Source organism: Bradyrhizobium sp. UFLA05-89 (assembly GCF_059803475.1).
Genome location: NZ_JBANBA010000240.1, coordinates 1 through 2,755 on the forward strand (window position 1 = coordinate 1; position 2,755 = coordinate 2,755).

3 protein-coding genes are annotated in these 2,755 nt (G+C 61.4%); all 3 read left to right on the forward strand.

Going from position 1 to position 2,755, the window contains the following annotated elements:
* Positions 1-189 (forward strand): hypothetical protein (locus SO139_RS45920; protein WP_498542127.1); only part of this gene is annotated, 189 nt, incomplete at its 5' end.
* A 70-nt stretch (positions 190-259) separates the two neighbouring features.
* Positions 260-685 (forward strand): hypothetical protein, encoded by a 426-nt coding sequence (locus tag SO139_RS45925; RefSeq protein ID WP_449380713.1) that lies wholly within the window; start codon positions 260-262, stop codon positions 683-685.
* Positions 686-837: 152 nt separating this feature from the next.
* Positions 838-2,553: a SulP family inorganic anion transporter gene (locus SO139_RS45930; RefSeq protein WP_449380707.1), complete on the forward strand. Its 1,716-nt coding sequence runs from the start codon at positions 838-840 to the stop codon at positions 2,551-2,553.
* Positions 2,554-2,755: the final 202 nt, after the last annotated feature.

Consider the following 2,755-nt stretch of genomic DNA (forward strand, 5'->3'; position numbering starts at 1 on the left):
CAGCTTGGTCCGTGGATTTCTGACTCAGTAAGACTAAAGCGCGATGAGATTGGGATGAATCGTCATCGCGCTTTAGGTTGTTGTTGTTTGAGCATGATCTTTTCGGAAAACCGCTCCACACCTTTCCGGATCATGCCTTGGGGCGGTGGAAGCAGTGTGCGTCCAACCAAAGCCCAATGGTGCCGGTGATAGGTCAAAGCCGATACTGCGCTGCCGGAAAGCCCTTGTGCGGCACAGGAAAGAGGGGGGTGTTCGAATGATGCCAGACAACGTCGCCCTGTTCGCCACGATCATCCTGCTGCTTCCGATGTTTTATCTGCTGCTGGCGGCACCGGCCTTTCTGCTGGTGAAGCTGGACGTCCGACCTGTCGCCCTGCTGTTGCGCGCCATGTTCAACGGCTACTTCCTGACATTGGCCGTTGCCGGTGCCGCAGGCACGATCGCCGTTGCCGTGGACGGCCGCCCGGTCCTGGCCCTGGGCGTCGGCTTGATCACGGCACTCGCCGTGTGCTCGCGCCGCTGGTTTTTGCGGCAGATGGACGCCCGGATCAGTGATGGAGATGCCGGCGACACGGAGGCCGCGCGCCGGCTCCGACGACTGCATTGGGGTGGCATGCTGGGCAATGCGATCCAGCTTGCCATAGTCGTGGCCTGTATTCCCTATATCGCCATCGCGCCGACATGACCGGCGTTGGCGCGCGGCAACGTTGCGTCTCACCCGCATCGTCGTTGCTCCGCGGATCCTGTCATCTCAGGCGAAGCGCCACTGGCGGACGTTCGCTCGCGAAGCTAGAGTTGCGAGGCCTGCGCTCTGGCGTACCTTTACCGTAGTCCGGCATGACTGACCGTCTGACGCGTATTGCACCCGGATTGACCAAACTCTTGTCCTACGGTTTTGCCGATGATTTTCGGCACGATCTGTTGGCGGGAATCTCTGTTGCCGCAGTGGCCCTGCCGGTCGCGATCGCCTACGCGCAGCTCGCAGGCTTCGATCCGGTTGTGGGGCTATATTCGAGCATTCTGCCGTTGGTCGCGTACGCCATCTTCGGCACTTCGCGGCAAATGATCGTGAATCCCGATGCAGCTGTGTGCGCCATGGTCGCAGCCGCAGTAGCTCCGCTGGCGGGCGGCAACGTCGAACTGTACTGGTCGCTGTCGGTCGCAGTCACATTTCTGGCCGGCATGTTCTGCATTGCAGCGAGTTTCCTGCGGCTCGGTGCGCTGGCGGAATTTCTCTCCAAGCCAATCCTCGTTGGACTTTTGAACGGGGTCGCAATTTCCATTTGTCTGGGGCAAGTCGGCAAGCTGCTCGGCTTTTCCATCGAATCCAAAAGGATCATTCCGCAACTGTTCGAAATCTTCGGCAAGCTGCCGGAGACGCAGATTCCGACGTTTATCGTAGGAGCGGCAAGCCTGGCGATATTGTTTGCGCTGGCGCGCTGGGCACCGCGACTTCCGGCTGCACCGATCATATTGATCGCCGCCGGCGCCGCGGTCGCACTGTTCGGATTGGACCGGTATGGAGTGGCGATTCTGGGGCCGGTTCCTGCGGGCCTGCCGCCGCTGCGATTGCCCAGATTTCCAACGGAGGACATACCGTCCCTGCTGGGTAGCGCGGCGGGGCTCGCTCTCGTGCTGTTTTCGAGTGGCATGTTGACAGCGCGCAGCTTTGCGTCGAAGGGCGGCTACGAGATCGACGCTGACCGTGAGCTGGCTGCATTTGGTGCGGCTAATCTCGCCTCCGCCTTGTCGCAAGGGTTCGCCGTGACCGGCGCTGACTCGCGCACGGCAATGGCCGTTTCAGCCGGCGGTCGCACCCAGGTGACTGGCCTGGTGGCTGCGGCGGCAATCGCCGCAGTGTTGTTGTTTTTGACCGGTCCCTTGCGATATGTGCCGATTGCTGCGTTGGGCGCATTGCTCGTGTTCGCTTCGATCTCGCTGTTTGACACGCGAACATTACGCGAAATCTGGAGCATCGATCGCGGCGAGGTCGTCCTGGCGGTGATCACGACGCTGGGAGTGGTCGCGCTGGGCGCCATCAACGGGATTCTCATCGCTGTCGGGCTGGCCCTGGTCCGCTTCGTCAAGCTGACCGCGCGGCCCAGGGACGAAATCCTGGGAACGGTCGACGGGCTTCCCGGTCTGCATTCGATCGAGCGACATCCAGACGCCAGGACGTTTCCGGGTCTCGTGCTCTACCGCTTCGATGGCCCGCTAACCTTCTTCAATTCCGATTACTTCAAGGCGAGAGCGCTGGCGGTGGCCGAAGCCGAAGGCCCGGAACTTCGTTGGTTTGTGATTGATGCAATTCCAGTCAGCCAGATCGACACGACCGGATTATATGCACTTCGCGATTTGCGGGAACGGCTGGAAGCGCGCGGAACATCGCTGCTACTGGCCGGGCGCAAGGCCGAATTTCTCGCATGGTTTCGGGAAGCCGGTCTCTACCGGCCTGAACACGAGACGTGGATCCTGCCTACACTGCGCCAGGCCCTGAAGGCCTACCTGCGGGAGTCGCAACAAATCGCGCCGCTTAACCAGCGCGACATGTGAAAATCCGTCCTCGGTCATTTTCGACGGAATGAGCACTATTGGTGTGACGCGACGAAGGCCGGGTCTGCTTTGCTCCCGTTGGCGACCAAGCCGCGCGGCGGGCAATAGGGTCGCGAAGGGCCAGCGCACGAAGTCGCTGCGCTCCAGCCCGCTGCGCGGGGGCAAGAGCCGAGAGGCCGGTAGCCGGTTGAGAGTGTATAAT

What these genes read in the sequence shown, in the direction of transcription:
- SO139_RS45930 (WP_449380707.1), top strand. Translation starts at nt 838, where the DNA reads ATGACTGACCGTCTGACGCGTATTGCACCCGGATTGACCAAACTCTTG.
- SO139_RS45925 (WP_449380713.1), top strand. Translation starts at nt 260, where the DNA reads ATGCCAGACAACGTCGCCCTGTTCGCCACGATCATCCTGCTGCTTCCG.